This window comes from Agromyces sp. S2-1-8 (assembly GCF_021129215.1).
In the GTDB taxonomy this organism is placed as follows: domain Bacteria; phylum Actinomycetota; class Actinomycetes; order Actinomycetales; family Microbacteriaceae; genus Agromyces; species Agromyces chromiiresistens.
Genome location: NZ_JAJOLP010000001.1, coordinates 2,198,247 through 2,214,411, shown reverse-complemented (window position 1 = coordinate 2,214,411; position 16,165 = coordinate 2,198,247). Strand labels below are relative to the sequence as shown.

Genomic DNA, 16,165 nt, shown 5'->3' with positions numbered 1-16,165 from the left:
CGACGCACGCGCGACCCGTCGCGTGCCCGGGGGTCCGCCCGGGCGGCCGGCGCTCAGTCGTGCTGCGCGGGGTTGCGCAGCGTGACCGCCGCGACGACCGCGGCGGCGACCATGAGGCCGACGCCGATGAGCGAGGTCACGAGCACGCCGCCGTCGAACGCGACGGCCGCGGCGCCCATGAGCGCGTCGGCCTGCGCCGGGGGCAGCTCGCTCGCGACGGCCGCCGCGCCTGCGAGCGTCTCGCGCGAGGCATCCGCCTGGGCCGCCGTCAGGGAGGCGGGCAGTTCGATCGCGCTCGCGTAGTGCGCCGCGATGATGCTGCCGAGGCCCGCGGTGCCGAGCACCGCGCCGAGTTCGTACGCCGTCTCCGAGACGGCCGACGCCGCGCCCGCCTTCGCGGGCGGCGCGCTCGAGAGGATGAGCTCGTTCGAGACGGTCTCGGCCATGCCGATCCCGATGCCGAGCATCGTGAACGCGACGATCACGGCCCCGGTCGACCCGTCGGAAGCGCCGAACGCCACCACGAGGTAGCCGCCCGCCGACAACGTGAGCGCCGAGGGCACGAGCACCCTCGGGTGCACGCGACGTGCGATCGGCACGACGACGAGGCCCGAGATGATCATCGCGATGAGTCCGGGCAGGAGTGCGAGCCCCGCCTCGACGGGCGAGAGCCTCGCGATGATCTGCAGGTGCTGCGACACGAAGAACAGGAAGCCGACGAGCGACACGACGCTCAGGAGGTTCACGAGCACGGCGCCGCCGAACGGCCCCACCGTGAAGAGGCGCACGTCGAGCATCGGGGCGTCGCTTGCGAGCTGGCGCCGCACGAACAGGTAGCCGGCCAGGAGCCCGCCGACGATGAACAGCGGGCCGACGACGTCGATGCCCTCCGTCGCGAGGTGCTTGATGCCGAACACGATCGGCGCCATCGTCGCGAGCGACAGCAGGATGCTCCAGACGTCGATGCGACCGGGATTCGGGTCACGGCTCTCGGTGATCAGCAGCGGCACGAGCACGAGCATCGGCACGAGCACGGGCACCGCGAGCAGGAACACCGAACCCCACGCGAAGTGCTCGAGGAGCACGCCGCCCACGAGCGGTCCGAGCGCGCTGCCCGCGGCGAACGCCGAGGCCCAGATCGCGATCGCGAGACGCCGCTGCTCGCGATCGCTGAAGATCGAGCGCAGCAGCGACAGCGTCGAGGGCATGAGCATCGCGCCGAAGAAGCCGAGCGCGGCACGCGCCGCGATGAGGAGTTCGGCGGTCGGCGCGAAGGCCGCCCCGACCGAGACGGCCGCGAAGCCGATCGAGCCGACCATGAGCATGCGGCGACGGCCCCAGCGGTCGCCGGCGCTGCCCATCGCGACGAGCAGGGCGGCGAGCACGAGCGGGTAGGCGTCGATGATCCAGAGCTGCTGCGCGGCGGTCGGCGCGAGGTCGCTCGAGATCTCGGGCAGTGCGAAGCTCAGCACCGTGTTGTCGATCGACACGAGCAGCGCCGGCAGCATGAGCACCGCGAGGGCGAGCCAGGCGCGGCGCGGCGCTCGGCCGGCTCGGGCCGCAGCCCGGGCGCGGGTGGCGGCGGCCGCGGCGGATGCCTCGGGCACAGCGCGCGGCCGGCCGTTCGTCTGGTTCGTGGTCGTGGTCGTGGTGGCCGTCTGGTCGGTCATGGTTTCACTCAGTTTCTATACCGTCTGGCTGGTATAGTAACAGAATCCGCCGACGTCGCGGCAGCCGCCTCGCCCAGCACGCGATCACCGCCGTTTCAGGGAGAATGAAGCCATGGCCCGCCCACCCGCCGCCCGCGAAGCGGTGCTCGACGCCTTCGAACGGCTCATCATCGCCGACGGCGAGCGCACCGCGACGATCGACGCGACCGCCCGCGCCGCCGGCGTCTCGAAGGGCGGGCTGCTCTACCACTTCGGCTCGAAGCAGGCCCTCGTCGCGGGGCTCATCGAGCGCCTGCTGCGCCTCGTCGACGAAGACCTGACGCGCATCGACGAGGCGCCCGACGGCGCGATCGCCTACTTCCTGCGCTCCTCGCTCGACATCGAGACCCCGCTCGACCACACCTTCGTGGCGACGCTGCGGCTCGCCCAGGGCGGCGATCGCGAGGCGGGGCGCGCACTCGACGAGGCCGAGACCCGCTGGATCGAGACCATCACGCGGCACGTCGGCGACCCGACGCTCGCCCTCGCCGTCACCCTCCTGGGCGACGGCCTCTACCATCGGGCGGCCCTCCGCGCAGAAGCCGTCGGCGTCGACCTCCCCGCCGCCGCGACCGGGTCGGTCTCGGCCGAGCAGCTGACGGCGCTCGTCGCCCTGCTCGAGCGCCTCGTCACCCGCTGACAGCAGGTCGCCCCCGGCGTCGGCGCGACGCTCCGAGAGGATCGACCGGATCCGCTTCAGCCGGCGACGTCACAGGACATTCCGGCCGGCACCACCGCATACGCACCCGCCGACCGCATGCTCCTGCAACGTCCCAGAACGACGGATGCCTCGGCGCGACGCCCGCGAGGGCGCAGCGCCGAGGCATCCGGGCGGTGAATCGACCTACTCGGTGATGTCGATCTCGACGAACAGCGTCGCGTCGATCGCCTCGCGCACCCGGTCGAGCACGTCGGCCGGAACCGGCGAGTCGACCGTGAGCACGCTGAGCGCCGATCCTCCGGCCTCGCGACGGGCGATCTGCATGCCGGCGATGTTGATGCCGGCCTCGCCGAACTCCCGGCCGTAGACCGCGACGATGCCGGGGCGGTCGGTGTACTCCATGATGATGTGCGTCGTCGCGATCGGCACCTCGAGCTCGTAGCCGTTCACGCCGACGAGCTTCTCGGCCTGCTTCGGGCCGGTCAGCGTGCCCGCGACCGACACCTGGGTGCCGTCGGCGAGTGCGCCGCGCAGCGTGATGACGTTGCGGTACTCGGGGCTGTCGGCCTCGGTGATGAGGCGCACCTGCACGCCGCGCTGCTCGGCGAGGAGCGGCGCATTGACGTACGACACGGTCTCGGAGACGACGTTCGTAAACACGCCCTTGAGCGCCGCGAGCTTCAGCACGCTCACGTCGTAGTCGACGAGCTCGCCGCGCACCTCGACGTCGAGGCTCGTGAGCGCGCCGTGGGCGAGGCCCGAGAACAGCTGCCCGAGCTTCTCGACGAGCGGGATGCCGGGGCGAACGTACGGGTCGATGACGCCGCCTGCGACGTTGACGGCGTCGGGCACCAGTTCGCCGGCGAGGGCGAGGCGCACCGACTTCGCGACCGAGACGCCCGCCTTCTCCTGCGCGTCATCGGTCGACCCGCCGAGGTGCGGCGTCGCGATGAGGTTCGGCAGGCCGATGAGCGGCGACTCCTTCGGCGGCTCCTGCACGAAGACGTCGAGCGCGGCGCCCGCGATCTCGCCCGAGACGAGGGCGTCGTGCAGTGCCTGCTCGTCGATGAGGCCGCCGCGGGCGACGTTCACGATGTACGCCGTGTTCTTCATCTTGGCGAGCTGCTCTGCGCCGATCATGCCGACCGTCTCGGGCGTGCGCGGCATGTGGATCGTGACGAAGTCGCTGCGCTCGAGCAGTTCGTCGAGCGAGACGGTCTGCACGCCGAGCTGCTGGGCGCGCGCCGACGTGATGAACGGGTCGTACGCGATGACCTCGACGCCGAACGCCTGCAGGCGGGCGGTGATGAGCGCGCCGATGCGGCCGAGACCGATGATGCCGACGGTCTTCTCGTACAGCTCGGTGCCGGTGTAGGCCGAGCGCTTCCACTCCCCCGCCGAGAGCGAGGCGTGCCCGGCCGGGATGTGGCGGGCGAGGCTCAGGATGTGGCCGATCGTCAGCTCGGCGGCCGAGATGATGTTCGACGTCGGGGCGTTGACGACCATGACGCCGGCCGTCGTGGCCGCCTTCACGTCGACGTTGTCGAGGCCGACGCCGGCACGGGCGACGACCCGCAGGTTCGGCGCCGCGGCGATGGCCTCGGCGTCGACCTTCGTGGCCGAACGGATGAGGACGGCGGCGGCATCGGCGAGCGCCGACAGGAGCGCCGGACGGTCGGTACCGTCGACCTTGCGGATCTCGAAGTCGGGCCCGAGGGCGTCGACGGTGGCGGGCGAGAGTTCTTCGGCGATCAGCACGACCGGCTTTGACACGAACGGTTCCTTCGGGGCGGTGCGCGACGAAGCGCGCAAAGGGGGGTGCGCCTACGCCAGTGGGGGCGCCGTTACCCCGACAACCCTACTGGAGCATGACGCCGCATCTCGTTCTGTGACGGCCCGCGACACCGGTCGATCGGGCCGGAATGGGTGAAAGCGCGGACGAACTGTGCGCGGACTCGGGTGTCAGCCGACGACGACCCCGCGCACGAGTCCCAGCAGCACCGTGCAGCTGAGGAACAGCGCGCCGGAGACGCAGAGTCCGGTGAAGTACAGCGCGACGCGAGGGAGCACGCCGCGCGACCGGCCGAGCGCGAACGCGGCGAAGAAGCACGCGAACGGCGCGAGGAACGCCACGGTCATGATCGCCCAGCCCGCCGGCGAGAACGTCAGCCCGATGCCGAGCAGCTGCACGACGCTCTCGACGACCTCCCACACGTCGTACGCGTAGAAGAGGCCGAACAGCGTCGCGAGCGCGACATCGAGCCACATCGGCACGCGGCGCGAGGGGGCGGACGCCTCGGGGGCGAGCGGTTCGGCGGTCATGCGGTCACCCCCAGTACGAACGGCAGCGGGACGAGCACGACGGCGCCCGCGACGAGCCAGAGGAATCGCGACCGCGTGGTCGTCGTGCCGCGCAGTGCCAGCGCGAACCAGCAGGGCGCAGCGAGCACGGCGAGCCAGAGCCCGAGCGAGTACATGGCGTCGCTCACGACGCTCGTGCCGGGCGCCGACGTCCGCACGGCTGTGATGAGCCAGCCGATCGTGTAGAGCAGGTAGACCCCGCCGAGCACGCCCAGGGCGATGAGCACGGCCGAGCCCGTCTGCGCCGGGGCATCGTCGTCGCTCGACTCGCCGGCCTCCTCGTCGGCCGCTCCGTCGTCGGCCGGTTCCGCGGCTCCCGCATCAGCGAGCGGAACGGCCTTGCCGACGGTCTTCCAGCCTGGGGCGAGGGTCGGGTCGTCGTCACCGTCCCAGCGCAGGGCGTCGTCGTCGGAATCAGGGTCGGGACGCATGGCTCCAGCCTAGCGGCGCGGCTCCCCGGGCCGCTTGCGGGAGTCAGGCGCCCGCGGTCACCCCGCGCCGGGCGGCCTCGACGGCGGCGGCCACGAGCGCCGCATCGGTCTCGTCGAATCCGTCGACCCCGCCGCCCGGTCCGCTCGCGCCGCCTCGCACGGCCCGCCCGCGGGCCGAGAGGTGCACCGCATCGACGCCCGCCGCGGCGAGCTCCGCGATGTCGTCGAGCCTCACTCCGCCGCCGGCCATGATCTCGAGTACGCCGGACGCCTCGGCCATGGCTGCGAGATTCGCGAGGCCCGTGCGGCAGTCGGCCGCGCCGCCCGAGGTGAGCACCCGCCGCACGCCGAGGCGAGCGAGACCGGCGACCGCGGCGCGGGGGTCGTTCGCGGCATCGACGGCGCGGTGCACGGTGACGTCGGCCTGCCCCGCGGCGTCGATGAACCGGCGCACGGCCTCGACGTCGAGGTCGCCCGTCTCGGTGAGCGCGCCGACGACCACGCCGTCGGCGCCGGCGGCGACCACGGCCCGGATGTCGCGCTCGATCGTGTCGAGCTCGTCGGCGTCGTAGACGAATCCGCCGCCGCGCGGGCGCACGAGCACGTGCACGAACGAGGGTGCCGACGCCTCGGCGGCGAGCCCGACCGCCGTCTCGACGAGTCCGATCGACGGCGTGAGGCCGCCGAGGCCGAGGGCCTGGCAGAGCTCGATGCGCGCGGCACCGTGCTCGAGCGCGATGCGCGTGCCCGAGGCACCCTGAACGGCGATCTCGACGGGGAGCGGGAAGGCGACCATTCTCGACAGCGTAGCGGGCGGCACCGCGCTCCGACGTCGCCGCCGTCTCCGCGGACCTCGACACCGCGGCCGCACGGCGGCGGCCCGCCCCGAGGCATCCTCGGAGCGGGCCGCCGTGCGCGCGACACGACCCGTTACGGGAAGACCGGCACCCCGTTGCGAACGAGCTTCCAGTTCACGGTGTGGAAGGTGGCCGGGTCGATCGTGCCCTGCTCCGAGGCGTAGGCGACGATCGCCTCGCGGATGGCGACCTGGGCGTTGTAGACGACCGGTGCCGACGCGATGTGCGGGAATCCTCCACCGCCCGACTGGCGGTAGTTGTTCACGGCGACGAGGAACTGCTGGCCGTCGGTCACCGGCGCACCGTCGTACATGAGCGGCGAGATGCGCTGGCCGACCGGCTTCGAGATGTCGATCGTGTACTCGACGCCCGAGAACTGGTCGTAGTTGTAGTCGGGTGTGAACGCCGACCTCGGGGTCGCCGCGTTCGTCCACTTCTCGGGCTCGATCGGGGCGTCGGGCGCGACGACCTTGAAGTACTCGGCAGAGAACTCGAGGTACTGCTTGATCTGCGCGCCCGTGAGGATCGAGGCCATGAGCGTGTTGTCGTAGATGTAGAGCCCCGCGACGTCCTTGATCGTCACATCGCCCTGCGGGAAGCTCGCGGCCCGGTTGAAGGGCGCGGCGATCGAGACGATGGGCAGGGAGGCCTCGGGCGTGCCGGCGACCGCCGCGGCGACGGTCTCGGTCTGCACCTTGTTGACGTAGTCGAGGATCGCGGTGTCCTTCCAGCAGGACTCGGCGGCGAGCATCTCCTCGGTCGAGACCGCGACCTTCGAGTGCATGTAGTCGACGACGGCATCGTGCTGGTCGCGCACGATCGCGACGAACTCGGGGTCGTCGACGACGGTGTTCGCGTTGAGCAGGTACGCCTTGTGCTCGGCGACGGACCACTTGCCGCGCGCGTAGGTGAGATCGAGGTCGAAGACGCTGAGGCGCTGGCCCCAGTTCTTGGGCTCGCTCATGATGACCTCGGCGCCGGTCACGAGGTTCGTGACGAGGCGCTCGGGAATCTCCGCGTGCGCGTGACCGAAGAGGATCACGTCGACGTCCGGCACCTGCTCGGCGACGAGCTTCGCCGCGTTCTCGATCGGCAGTTCGGGCCCGTAGGTCGACAGGCCGCTCTCACCCGAGTGGGCGCTCACGACGATGATGTGGGCGCCCTCGGCCTTCATCACCGGAACCCAGCGCTTGGCGGTCTCGACGAGGTCGAGCACCTCGACCTTGCCCGACACGTTCGCCTTGTCCCAGATGACCACGCCGGGGTTCGTGAGTCCGAGCACGCCGACCTTGACGGGCGGGTGTCTCTTCGCGACCTTCATCGACGTGATGGTGTACGGCGTGTACCGGGGAACCTTCGTGCCCGCGTGGACGGCGTTCGCGGCGAGCACCGGGGCGTCCATCTGCGAGATCCAGTTGTCGAGGAAGTCGAGGCCGTAGTTGAACTCGTGGTTGCCGAGGGCGACGGCGTCGTACTCGAGGGCGTTCATCTGCGCGGCCACCGGGTGCATCGCACCCGATTCGGTGATCGGATCGACGGTCGCGTAGTAGAACCCGAGCGGGGTGCCCTGGATGGTGTCGCCGGCGTCGAACAGCAAGGTGTTGCCGCGCCCCCGGTCGGCGCGGACCTGCTTCACGAGGCTGGCCACCCGAGAGAGCCCGACCGCGTTGCTCGGAACACCCGGCTTGCCGTCGTAGTACACCGCGTCCTTGTAGTAGTCCCAGTTGACGACGTTCGCATGCAGGTCGGACGTGCCCATGATCGTGATCTTCGCCGTCGTGCCGTTCGTCGCCGCCGTCGCCGGGGCGGCCGACCAGCCGGCCGCGGCGAGGGCGGTCGCGGCCGAGGCGCCGATCAGGACGTTTCGTCGGGTGAAACCGGACGACGCGTGGCCGACCTCTTCGTCGGGAACTGCGCACGAGCACCAGCGGGGGACGGGTTCGTGATTCGAGTGATCGCTCATGGCATCGAATCCGACCACGTCGGGATGCCTCACTGCAAGGGTTTGCAGCTGAATTCCTCGTGCTCATTCGCGCACGGCGACGAACGGCCCGTCCAGGAGGGAATTCCTGGACGGGCCGTGTGGGTTTCGAGACGCGTCGGGCTTCGCCCGGCGCTCCTCAACCGGCGGGGTGGGTCAGCGAGCGACCTCGCCGTCGACGTAGTCGTCGTCGTCCGACGAGTTCCACGCGAAGAGCTTGCGCAGCTCGCGGCCGGTCGTCTCGATCGGGTGCTGCTCGCCCTTGGCGCGGAGCTCGAGGAACTCCTTCTGCCCGTTGTCCTGGTCGGCGATGAAGCGCTTCGCGAAGGTGCCGTCCTGGATGTCGGCGAGCACCGCCTTCATGTTCTCCTTGACCGACGGGTCGATGACGCGGGGGCCCGACACGTAGTCGCCGTACTCCGCCGTGTCGGAGACCGACCAGCGCTGCTTGGCGATGCCGCCCTCCCACATGAGGTCGACGATGAGCTTGAGCTCGTGCAGCACCTCGAAGTAGGCGATCTCGGGCTGGTAGCCGGCCTCGACGAGGGTCTCGAAGCCGTACTGCACGAGCTGCGAGGTGCCGCCGCAGAGCACGGCCTGCTCGCCGAACAGGTCGGTCTCGGTCTCTTCGGTGAAGGTGGTCTTGATGACGCCGGCGCGGGTGCCGCCGATGCCCTTGGCGTACGACTTCGCGAGCTCCCAGGCGGTGCCGGTCGCGTCCTGCTCGACGGCGATGATGTCGGGGATGCCTCGGCCGGCGACGAACTCGCGGCGCACGGTGTGACCGGGCGCCTTCGGCGCGACGAGGATCACGTCGACGCCCGCGGGCGCCTCGATGTAGCCGAAGCGGATGTTGAAGCCGTGACCGAAGACGAGCGCGTTGCCCTCGACGAGGTTGTCGCGCACCGACTCCGCGTAGATGTGGCGCTGGTACTGGTCGGGGGCGAGGATGACGACGACGTCGGCCCACGCCGCGGCATCCGCGACGCTCTTGACCTCGAAGCCGGCCTCTTCGGCCTTCTGGATCGACTTCGAGCCCTCCTTGAGGCCGATGACGACCTCGACGCCCGAGTCGCGCAGGTTCTGCGCGTGCGCGTGGCCCTGCGAGCCGTAGCCGATGACGGCGACCTTCTTGCCCTGGACGATCGAGAGGTCGGCGTCCTGGTCGTAATACATCTCAGCCATTGCTGTTCTTCTCCTTGGTGTGGGTGTTCATGACGGATGCCTCGGCGCCGTGCCGCGGCATCCGCGCTCAGTTCTTGAAGACGCGTTCGGTGATGCTCTTGCCGCCACGGCCGATCGCGAGGAGACCCGACTGGGCGATCTCCTTGATGCCGTAGGGCTCGAGCACCTTGAGCAGCGCCTGGGTCTTGCCCGAGTCGCCGGTGACCTCGATCACGAGTGCGTCGGTCGAGACGTCGACGACGCGGGCGCGGAAGAGGTTGACCGCCTCGAGCACCTGCGAGCGGGTCGTGTTGTCGACGCGCACCTTGATCAGCAGGTGCTCGCGCTGCACCGACTGGGCGGGGTCGAGCTCGACGATCTTGATGACGTTGACGAGCTTGTTGAGCTGCTTCGTCACCTGCTCGAGCGGCAGGTCCTCGACGTCGACGACGACCGTGATGCGGCTGAGGCCGTCGATCTCGGAGTGGCCGACCGCGAGCGACTCGATGTTGAAGCCGCGGCGTGCGAAGAGGCCCGCGACGCGGGTCAGGAGGCCGGGCTTGTCCTCGACGAGGAGTGAGAGCACGTGGGTCGACATGGTCAGTCCTCCTCGCTGAAGGCCGGCGCGTGATCGCGGGCGTACTGGATGTAGCTGTTCGACACACCCTGCGGCACCATCGGCCACACCATCGCGTCGGCGGAGACGACGAAGTCGATCACGACCGGGCGGTCGTTCGTCTCGAGGGCGAGCTTGATCGCGTCGTCGACCTCCTCTTTCTTCGTGACGCGGATGCCGAGGGCGCCGTACGCCTCGGCGAGCTTCACGAAGTCGGGGATGCGAACGGTGTCGTGCCCCGTGTTGAGGTCGGTGTTCGAGTACCGGCCGTCGTAGAACAGGGTCTGCCACTGGCGCACCATGCCGAGCGAGGAGTTGTTGATGACCGCGACCTTGATGGGGATGTCGTTCAGGGCGCACGTCGCGAGCTCCTGGTTCGTCATCTGGAAGCAGCCGTCGCCGTCGATCGCCCAGACGTCGCGGTCGGGCTGCGCGACCTTCGCTCCCATCGCCGCGGGCACCGCGTAGCCCATCGTGCCGGCGCCGCCGGAGTTGAGCCACGAGTTGGGGCGCTCGTACTTGATGAACTGGGCCGCCCACATCTGGTGCTGGCCGACGCCCGCGGCGTAGACGCCCTCGGGGCCGGTGAGCTCGCCGATGCGCTCGATCACGTACTGCGGGGCGAGCAGTCCGTCGCTCGGCTCGGAGTAGCCGAGCGGGTACTCGTTGCGGAGCCCGTCGAGCGTCGCCCACCACTCGTCGAGGTCGGGCGTCGTCGCGCGGATCGCGTCGCGGTAGGCGGCGCCGAGGTCGACGAGCACCTCTTTCAGGTCGCCCACGATCGGCACGTCGGCCGTGCGGATCTTGGAGATCTCGGCGGGGTCGATGTCGACGTGCACGACCTTCGCATCGGGGGCGAACAGCGCGGCCTTGCCGGTGACCCGGTCGTCGAAGCGCGCACCGAGGGCGACGATGAGGTCGGACTCCTGCAGCGCGAGCACCGCGGGCACGGTGCCGTGCATGCCGGGCATGCCGAGGTGCTGCGGGTGCGAGTCGGGGAAGGCGCCGCGGGCCATGAGCGTCGTGACGACCGGGGCCTTCGTCGTCTCGGCGAGCGCGAGCAGCTCTTCGGAGGCGCGGGCGCGGATGACGCCGCCGCCGACGTAGAGCACCGGGCGCCTGGCCGCCGCGATCAGCTGGGCTGCGGCGGTGACCTGCTTGCCGTGCGCCTTCGTGATCGGGCGGTAGCCGGGCAGTTCGACCTTCGGCGGCCATCGGAAGGGGAACTTCGCCTGCTGGGCGTCCTTCGTGATGTCGACGAGCACGGGGCCGGGCCGGCCCGTCGTGGCGATGTGCACGGCCGCGGCGATCGTGGCGGGGATGTCCTCCGCCTTCTTCACGAGGAAGGAGTGCTTCGTGATCGGCATCGTGATGCCGACGATGTCGGCCTCCTGGAAGGCGTCGGTGCCCATGAGCGTCGAGAACACCTGGCCGGTGATCGCGAGCAGCGGCACCGAGTCCATGTGCGCGTCGGCGATGGCGGTGACGAGGTTCGTCGCGCCGGGCCCCGACGTGGCGATCGTGACGCCGAGTCGGCCGCTCGACGACGCGTAGCCCTGGGCGGCGTGGCCGCCGCCCTGCTCGTGACGGACGAGGATGTGGCGGAGCTTCTTGCTCTCGAAGAGCGGGTCGTAGACGGGCAGGATGGCCCCGCCCGGGAGTCCGAAGACGTCGGTGATGCCGAGCAGTTCGAGCGAACGGACGACCGCCTCGGCACCCGTGATCTCCACGGGTGCAGCGGACGGCACGGCCGCAGGCGTCGGCACGGGGGACGATTCCGTGGGCATGCGGTTCCTATCTGGTGGACGGTGATTGCGAAGGGTGCGCAGCACTCAGCCCGTCGTCGCGCCTTCGGCAGCGGAGCGCACGAGCTTGGAGTACTTCGCGAGAACGCCTCGGGTGTAGCGCGGAGGAAGCGGAGCCCAGCCCTCACGGCGGGCAGCCAGCTCGGCCTCGTCGACAAGTAGGTCGATGGACCGGGCTGCGATATCGACCCGAATCAGATCACCATCGCGCACGAAAGCAATCGGACCTGCGTCGACTGCTTCGGGTGCCAGATGGCCGATGCACAGGCCGGTTGTGCCGCCTGAGAATCGACCGTCCGTCAAGAGTAGTACATCTTTTCCGAGCCCTGCGCCCTTGATGGCCGCGGTGATCGCGAGCATCTCGCGCATGCCGGGGCCGCCCTTCGGCCCCTCGTAGCGGATCACGACGACGTCGCCGTGCTTGATCTCGCCGTTCGTGAGCGCATCCATCGCGCCGCGCTCGCGCTCGAACACGCGCGCAGGGCCCTCGAACACGGCCGCGTCGAAGCCGGCGGTCTTCACGACCGCGCCCTCGGGCGCGAGCGTACCGTGAAGGATGGTGAGGCCGCCGGTCTCGTGGATCGGGTCGTCGAGGGTGTGCAGCACCTCGCCGTCGAGCGGCGGCAGGTCGAGCTCGGCGAGGTTCTCGGCCATGGTCTTGCCGGTGACGGTGAGCACGTCGCCGTGCAGGAGGCCCGCGTCGAGCAGCGCCTTCATGAGCACGGGCACGCCGCCGCGGCGGTCGACGTCGTTCATGACGTACTTGCCGAACGGCTTGAGGTCGCCGATGTGCGGCACCTTCGAGCCGATGCGGTTGAAGTCGTCGAGGGTGAGATCGACCTCGGCCTCGCGGGCGATCGCGAGCAGGTGCAGCACGATGTTCGTCGAGCCGCCGAGCGCCATGCCGACGGCGATGGCGTTCTCGAAGGCCTTCTTGGTGAGGATCTGGCGGGCGGTGATGCCCTTGTTGAGGAGGTTGACGACGGCCTCGCCGGAGCGGTGCGCGTAGTAGTCGCGGCGGCGGTCGGCCGACGCCGGCGAGGCGGAGCCGGGCAGCGAGAGCCCGAGCGCCTCGGCGACCGACGCCATCGTGTTCGCGGTGTACATGCCGCCGCAGGCGCCCTCGCCGGGCGCGAAGGCGCACTCGATGCGCTTCGCATCGGCCTCGCTCATGGTGCCGGCCTTGACCGCGCCGACCGCCTCGAACGAGTCGATGATCGTGATGTCCTTCTCGGTGCCGTCGGAGAGGCGCACCCAACCGGGCGCGATCGAGCCGGCGTAGAGGAAGACGCTCGCGAGGTCGAGGCGGGCGGCCGCCATGAGCATGCCGGGGATCGACTTGTCGCAGCCGGCGAGCAGCACCGAGCCGTCGAGGCGCTCGGCCTGCATGACGACCTCGACCGAGTCGGCGATGACCTCGCGCGAGACGAGCGAGAAGTGCATGCCCTCGTGCCCCATCGAGATGCCGTCGGAGACCGAGACGGTGCCGAACTGCAGCGGGTAGCCGCCGCCGCCGTGCACGCCCTCCTTCGCGGCCTGCGCGAGGCGGCCGAGCGAGAGGTTGCAGGGGGTGATCTCGTTCCACGAGCTCGCGATGCCGATCTGCGGCTTGTCCCAGTCGGCATCGCCCATGCCGACGGCGCGGAGCATGCCCCGGCTCGTCATGGCCTCGATGCCATCGGTGACGGTACGACTACGCGGTTTGGGATCGAACTCCGACATGCATCGAGTCTATGGCCAGCGCGATGGGGCCCCGCGCGAGATGTCACGCTCGTCGGCGAGGCGCTCGAGCAGGAGCGCGACATCCTCGGGGCTGCGCACCCGGTGCGTCGCGAGCGAGCGCCCCTGGCCGACCTTCACCCCGACGTCATCGCCCTCGAGGGTGGCGAAGGCGTCTTCGTCGGTGACGTCGTCGCCGACGTAGACGACCGCACTCGCGCCCGCATGCTGGCGGAGCCGCATGAGCGCCTCGCCCTTGTCGCTCGGCCGCACCGAGAACTCGATGACCCCCTTGCCGGCCCGCATCGTGAGGTCGGGCAGCTCGGCGGCGACCCGCTCGCGCGCCGCGCGCTGCAACTCGCTGGCCGTGGCCGCGGGCACCTTGCGCGTGTGCAGCGCGAGTCCGGCCGGCTTCCACTCGACCCACGCCGCCGCATCGCCCGCGGCGATCTCGTCGAGGATGCGGGTGAGCTCCTCGAGATCGGCGAGCTCGCCGTCGCGCAGCTCCATCGTCACCGCTCCCCCGTCGAGCTGCAGTTCGACGCCGTGCGAACCGCTCAGCAGGGCGCCGTGCGGCGGGTCGGCGACCTCGCGCAGGCTCTCGAGCGCACGGCCCGAGACGATCGCGACACGGGTGTCGTCGGCCGCCGCGAGCCGCTCGACGGCGGCGCGGGCGCGTCCGGTCGCCCTCGCGTCTTCAGGACGGTCGACGAGCGGCGCGAGGGTGCCGTCGAAGTCGAGTGCCACGAGCAGCCGCTCGGCGCCGGCGACGCGACGGACGGCCGCCTCGAGCGGCTCGGGCACGCCCGGGGCGATGATGCCGGCCCCCGTGAGGGTCTTCAGGAACGAGGCCGACCAGTTCGCGACGTCGTTGTCGCGGACGCGCCGTCGGAGCGCCCGCATGCGCCGCGTGCGCTCCCGCTTGGGCATCGACACCGCCTCGACCATCGCGTCCTTCACGCCCTCGATGTCGTGCGGGTTGACGAGCACGGCCTGGCGCAGCTCATCGCTCGCGCCGGTGAACTCGCTGAGCAGCAGGACCCCGTCTTCGTCGAATCGGCACGCGACGTACTCCTTCGCGACGAGGTTCATGCCGTCGCGCAGCGCCGTCACGAGCATGACGTCGGCGGCGAGGTAGAGCGCCACCATCTCCTCGCGCGGGTAGCCGTGGTGCAGGTACGCGATCGCCTGGTGGCCGAGCGTCGAGTAGTCGCCGTTCAGGCGGCCCACCATGAGCTCGATCTCGTCGCGGAGCTGCCGGTACGTCTCGACGCGCTCGCGCGACGGACTCGCGACCTGCACGAGCGTGGCCTGCTGCACCGAGAGGCGTCCGTCGCGCAGCAGCTCGCCGAACGCCTTCAGCCGATGCCGGATGCCCTTCGTGTAGTCGAGCCGGTCGACCCCGAGCATGATCGTCTCGGGATCGCCGAGGCTCGCGCGGATCTCGCGGGCCCGGGCCTGCACCTCGGGCCGGCGGGCGATCTCCTCGAAGCCGGCCGAGTCGATCGAGATGGGGAACTGCCTGGCGACGACGTGCCGCACCTCGCCCGAGTCATCGGGCACGTCGATGACGCTGCCGCGCGTCGCGAAGCCGAAGAGCCGCCGCACCGCCCGCGTGAAGTTGCCGGCGTCGGCAGCGCGCTGGAAGCCGATGACGTCGGCACCGAGCAGTCCGTGGACGACCTGGCGGCGCCACGGCAGCTGCGAGTAGATGCCGTACGCCGGGAACGGGATGTGGTTGAAGAAGCCGATCACGAGGTCGGGCCGGCTCTCGCGCAGCATGCGCGGCACGAGCTGCAGCTGGTAGTCCTGCACCCAGACGACGGCGCCCGGCGACGCGGCCCTGGCGGCCGCCTCGGCGAAGCGCCGGTTGACGCGCACGTACGCGTCCCACCACTCGCGGTGGTACGACGGCGGCGCGATCACGTCGTGGTAGAGCGGCCAGAGCGTGTCGTTCGAGAACCCCTCGTAGTACTCCTCGAGCTCCGACTCGCTGAGCGGCACCGGGATGATGGAGATGCCGTCGTGCTCGAACGGCTCGAACTCGCGGTCGGCCACGCCGGCCCACCCGATCCAGGCGCCGTCGGCGGTGCGCATGACCGGCTCGAGGGCGGTGACGAGCCCGCCGGGCGAGCTCTTCCACTGCGTCTCGCCGTCGGGCCCCGCCTGGTAGTCGACGGGCAACCGGTTCGAGACCACGATCATGTCGTAGGCGGCATCGACGTACAGGTCGTCGCGTGATGGTTCGGGGGCGTTCATAGAGCGGATGTCCCTCCTCGCGCTGTCCTCAGGCTAACAGCGCCCCCGCATGCGCCGGACGGTCGGGTCGACGCGCACCCCGATGTCGGGGGTTCCTGCCAGCATCGGGTCATGGACATCCAACGCCTCCAGCCAGACGGGCTCGTCGTGAGCCCGGCGTTCAGCCACGTCGCGATCGTTCCCGCCGGCGCGACGACCGTCTACCTCGGCGGCCAGAACGGCGTCGACGAGACGGGCTCGGTCGTCTCGGGCGACATCGCCGAGCAGGCCGTGCGCACCATCGACAATGCGGCCGTCGCCCTCGCCGCGGCGGGTGCGTCGCTCGCCGACGTCGTGCAGTGGACCGTGCTCATCGCCGACGGCGCCGATCTGCGCGCCGCCTACGGTGCGATCGCGCCGCGCCTCGCCACGGGCGGCGCGCCGCCCCTCGTCACCGCGGCGACGGTCGCGGGCCTCGGGGTGCCGGGCGCGCTCATCGAGGTGAGCGCGATCGCTGCGCTGCCCGCCTGATTCCACCGCCGGTCGAGTAGCGCCCGAGGAGCGTAGCGAGACCACCACCGCAGGTGCCCCGATACCCTCCCGGCGCGCCGACTCGACCGGCG

At 70.7% G+C, this 16,165-nt stretch carries 13 protein-coding genes; 2 read left to right on the top strand and 11 right to left on the bottom strand.

Annotated elements, in window-relative coordinates:
• Positions 1-53: 53 nt before the first annotated feature.
• Complete coding sequence (locus LR269_RS10065) at positions 54-1,670, bottom strand: MFS transporter (protein ID WP_231430659.1); 1,617 nt, start codon at positions 1,668-1,670, stop codon at positions 54-56.
• Positions 1,671-1,782: 112 nt separating this feature from the next.
• Between LR269_RS10065 and LR269_RS10060 the strand changes: the two genes are divergently transcribed.
• Positions 1,783-2,349, top strand: a complete 567-nt coding sequence (locus LR269_RS10060; RefSeq protein WP_231430658.1) for a TetR/AcrR family transcriptional regulator — start codon at positions 1,783-1,785, stop codon at positions 2,347-2,349.
• Positions 2,350-2,553: 204 nt separating this feature from the next.
• Here the strand turns inward: LR269_RS10060 and serA are convergent, their stop codons facing one another.
• The 10 genes from serA to LR269_RS10010 all read right to left on the bottom strand — a co-directional run bounded on the left by serA (position 2,554) and on the right by LR269_RS10010 (position 15,563).
• The gene (gene serA, locus LR269_RS10055) at positions 2,554-4,143 is read right to left on the bottom strand and encodes a phosphoglycerate dehydrogenase (RefSeq protein ID WP_231430657.1); all 1,590 of its coding nucleotides are present in this window, start codon (positions 4,141-4,143) and stop codon (positions 2,554-2,556) included.
• Positions 4,144-4,332: 189 nt separating this feature from the next.
• Positions 4,333-4,692, bottom strand: a complete 360-nt coding sequence (locus LR269_RS10050) for a hypothetical protein (RefSeq protein WP_231430656.1) — start codon at positions 4,690-4,692, stop codon at positions 4,333-4,335.
• On the bottom strand, positions 4,689-5,162 hold the full coding sequence (locus LR269_RS10045) for a DNA polymerase III subunit gamma/tau (RefSeq protein WP_231430655.1): 474 nt from the start codon (positions 5,160-5,162) through the stop codon (positions 4,689-4,691). The genes LR269_RS10050 and LR269_RS10045 overlap by 4 nt, the downstream gene beginning before the upstream one ends.
• Positions 5,163-5,205: 43 nt before the next feature.
• Positions 5,206-5,958: a copper homeostasis protein CutC gene (locus LR269_RS10040; protein WP_231430654.1), complete on the bottom strand. Its 753-nt coding sequence runs from the start codon at positions 5,956-5,958 to the stop codon at positions 5,206-5,208.
• A 134-nt stretch (positions 5,959-6,092) separates the two neighbouring features.
• The gene (locus tag LR269_RS10035) at positions 6,093-7,982 is read right to left on the bottom strand and encodes a 5'-nucleotidase C-terminal domain-containing protein (RefSeq protein ID WP_231430653.1); all 1,890 of its coding nucleotides are present in this window, start codon (positions 7,980-7,982) and stop codon (positions 6,093-6,095) included.
• 174 nt (positions 7,983-8,156) lie between these two features.
• Positions 8,157-9,185: a ketol-acid reductoisomerase gene (ilvC, locus tag LR269_RS10030; RefSeq protein WP_231430652.1), complete on the bottom strand. Its 1,029-nt coding sequence runs from the start codon at positions 9,183-9,185 to the stop codon at positions 8,157-8,159.
• Between the two features lie 67 nt (positions 9,186-9,252).
• Positions 9,253-9,762 carry an acetolactate synthase small subunit gene (gene ilvN / locus LR269_RS10025; protein ID WP_231430651.1) on the bottom strand — a complete coding sequence of 170 codons (510 nt, stop codon included), beginning with the start codon at positions 9,760-9,762 and terminating at the stop codon, positions 9,253-9,255.
• A 2-nt stretch (positions 9,763-9,764) separates the two neighbouring features.
• Positions 9,765-11,567 (bottom strand): acetolactate synthase large subunit, encoded by a 1,803-nt coding sequence (locus LR269_RS10020; RefSeq protein WP_231430650.1) that lies wholly within the window; start codon positions 11,565-11,567, stop codon positions 9,765-9,767.
• A gap of 45 nt (positions 11,568-11,612) precedes the next feature.
• Entirely contained in the window at positions 11,613-13,307 is a 1,695-nt protein-coding gene (gene ilvD, locus LR269_RS10015; protein ID WP_231430649.1) for a dihydroxy-acid dehydratase, read from the bottom strand.
• Positions 13,308-13,316: 9 nt separating this feature from the next.
• Positions 13,317-15,563, bottom strand: a complete 2,247-nt coding sequence (locus LR269_RS10010; RefSeq protein WP_231430648.1) for a bifunctional alpha,alpha-trehalose-phosphate synthase (UDP-forming)/trehalose-phosphatase — start codon at positions 15,561-15,563, stop codon at positions 13,317-13,319.
• A gap of 111 nt (positions 15,564-15,674) precedes the next feature.
• On the opposite strand from LR269_RS10010, the gene LR269_RS10005 reads away from it, so the two are divergent.
• Positions 15,675-16,073 (top strand): RidA family protein, encoded by a 399-nt coding sequence (locus LR269_RS10005; RefSeq protein ID WP_231430647.1) that lies wholly within the window; start codon positions 15,675-15,677, stop codon positions 16,071-16,073.
• The last annotated feature ends 92 nt before the right edge of the window (positions 16,074-16,165 follow it).

Excerpts from the sequence above, each read along its gene's own strand:
- LR269_RS10035 (WP_231430653.1), bottom strand. The coding sequence starts at position 7,982 with ATGAGCGATCACTCGAATCACGAACCCGTCCCCCGCTGGTGCTCGTGC.
- ilvD (WP_231430649.1), bottom strand. The coding sequence starts at position 13,307 with ATGTCGGAGTTCGATCCCAAACCGCGTAGTCGTACCGTCACCGATGGC.
- LR269_RS10065 (WP_231430659.1), bottom strand. The coding sequence starts at position 1,670 with ATGACCGACCAGACGGCCACCACGACCACGACCACGAACCAGACGAAC.
- ilvC (WP_231430652.1), bottom strand. The coding sequence starts at position 9,185 with ATGGCTGAGATGTATTACGACCAGGACGCCGACCTCTCGATCGTCCAG.
- LR269_RS10050 (WP_231430656.1), bottom strand. The coding sequence starts at position 4,692 with ATGACCGCCGAACCGCTCGCCCCCGAGGCGTCCGCCCCCTCGCGCCGC.
- LR269_RS10040 (WP_231430654.1), bottom strand. The coding sequence starts at position 5,958 with ATGGTCGCCTTCCCGCTCCCCGTCGAGATCGCCGTTCAGGGTGCCTCG.
- ilvN (WP_231430651.1), bottom strand. The coding sequence starts at position 9,762 with ATGTCGACCCACGTGCTCTCACTCCTCGTCGAGGACAAGCCCGGCCTC.
- LR269_RS10060 (WP_231430658.1), top strand. The coding sequence starts at position 1,783 with ATGGCCCGCCCACCCGCCGCCCGCGAAGCGGTGCTCGACGCCTTCGAA.
- LR269_RS10005 (WP_231430647.1), top strand. The coding sequence starts at position 15,675 with ATGGACATCCAACGCCTCCAGCCAGACGGGCTCGTCGTGAGCCCGGCG.
- LR269_RS10020 (WP_231430650.1), bottom strand. The coding sequence starts at position 11,567 with ATGCCCACGGAATCGTCCCCCGTGCCGACGCCTGCGGCCGTGCCGTCC.
- LR269_RS10010 (WP_231430648.1), bottom strand. The coding sequence starts at position 15,563 with ATGAACGCCCCCGAACCATCACGCGACGACCTGTACGTCGATGCCGCC.
- LR269_RS10045 (WP_231430655.1), bottom strand. The coding sequence starts at position 5,162 with ATGCGTCCCGACCCTGATTCCGACGACGACGCCCTGCGCTGGGACGGT.